Origin of the sequence: Maribacter sp. TH_r10 (assembly GCF_033101095.1) — a bacterium.
GTDB classification, from domain to species: Bacteria; Bacteroidota; Bacteroidia; order Flavobacteriales; family Flavobacteriaceae; genus Maribacter_A; species Maribacter_A luteus.
Genome location: NZ_JAWMPY010000048.1, coordinates 1 through 381, shown reverse-complemented (window position 1 = coordinate 381; position 381 = coordinate 1). Strand labels below are relative to the sequence as shown.

Annotated in this window: 1 pseudogene; it reads right to left on the bottom strand. The window is 41.5% G+C overall.

Annotation, left to right across the window (positions count from 1 at the left end):
* Window positions 1-209: pseudogene (locus R3X28_RS19265) on the bottom strand (IS110 family transposase); the annotation flags it as partial.
* Window positions 210-381 lie beyond the last annotated feature (172 nt).

The following is a 381-nucleotide window of genomic DNA, read 5'->3' as shown; positions in this document are numbered from 1 at the left end:
TGCGCGTCTATCCTGTCGGTCTTGGTATGTTTCTCCTTGCCCTTTCTATGGATATCAGCAGGATTGACCACTAGGGAAGACCAACCATAGGACTCGAAACTACGATGCGCTGAATATCCACAGCAACCTGCCTCGTATGCGGTCGATACTTCATGACCGGCGAAATGTTTATCAACATAATCTTTAAGTTGTTCCGGGTCCGGATTCATTGAAAATGACTTGCCTGAAAACAAATCTGTAGCACAATGCACTTTCCAACTTCGCTTGTGAATGTCGATGCCAATGTATAACTTCGGTACAGCAGTAATTTGAGTAACCATATCTTTATTTTTTTGTTCATTTTAAAGATACTCGACTTACTGCTTTTTCATCGATGCTATA